This window comes from Ruegeria sp. AP12 (genome assembly GCF_056540025.1).
This window is the reverse complement of the sequence record NZ_JBQFVZ010000236.1, coordinates 1-647: the sequence shown is the minus strand read 5'-3', so window position 1 is coordinate 647 and position 647 is coordinate 1. Positions and strand designations below refer to the sequence as shown.

Annotated in this window: 1 protein-coding gene; it reads left to right on the top strand. The window is 54.9% G+C overall.

Annotated elements, in window-relative coordinates; genetic code table 11:
• Positions 1-647, top strand: a 647-nt coding sequence (locus tag ACR0E6_RS22490) for a cellulase family glycosylhydrolase (RefSeq protein WP_480587563.1), incomplete at both ends; no start/stop codon positions are given.

The following is a 647-nucleotide window of genomic DNA, read 5'->3' as shown; positions in this document are numbered from 1 at the left end:
GACCCGATTTTGGGGGGCGAACCTTCAAGCCTATGCCCTGTTCACGACCGAACCTCGTTTCATGCGGGCCCACGCCCAACGCCTTTCTCGGTTGGGCTTCAATCTGGTGCGCATCCACCACCACGACTCGCATTGGGTGCAGCCCAACATCTTTGGCAGCGAAGCGCAGACAACCCGCAAGCTCGATGCCTTCTCATTGAAAAAACTGGACCAATGGATCGCGGCACTAAAGGCCGAGGGCCTTTACATCTGGCTCGACCTTCATGTCGGTCGCAGCTTTACACCCGAAGACGGGGTCGAGGATTTCGAAGAGATCGCCAAGGGTGAGACCTCGATTCGCGTCAAGGGATTCAGCTACATTTCACCCAGTATCGAAGCGCTGATGCTTGAATTTCAGGACAAGTATCTACCACACATCAACAAGATAACCGGGTTGTCATACGCAGAAGATCCTGCGGTCATCGCCGTTATGATCACGAACGAAAATGATCTGACACATCACTTCGGAAATGCGCTGTTGCCAGACAAGAACGTCCCCCGGCATAACGCTGTCTATATGGAGGCCGCGCGCGAATTTGCCGTTGAAAAAGGCCTTGACCCGGAACTCACCTGGCGATCCTGGCTACACGGGCCGTCCAAGCTGTTCC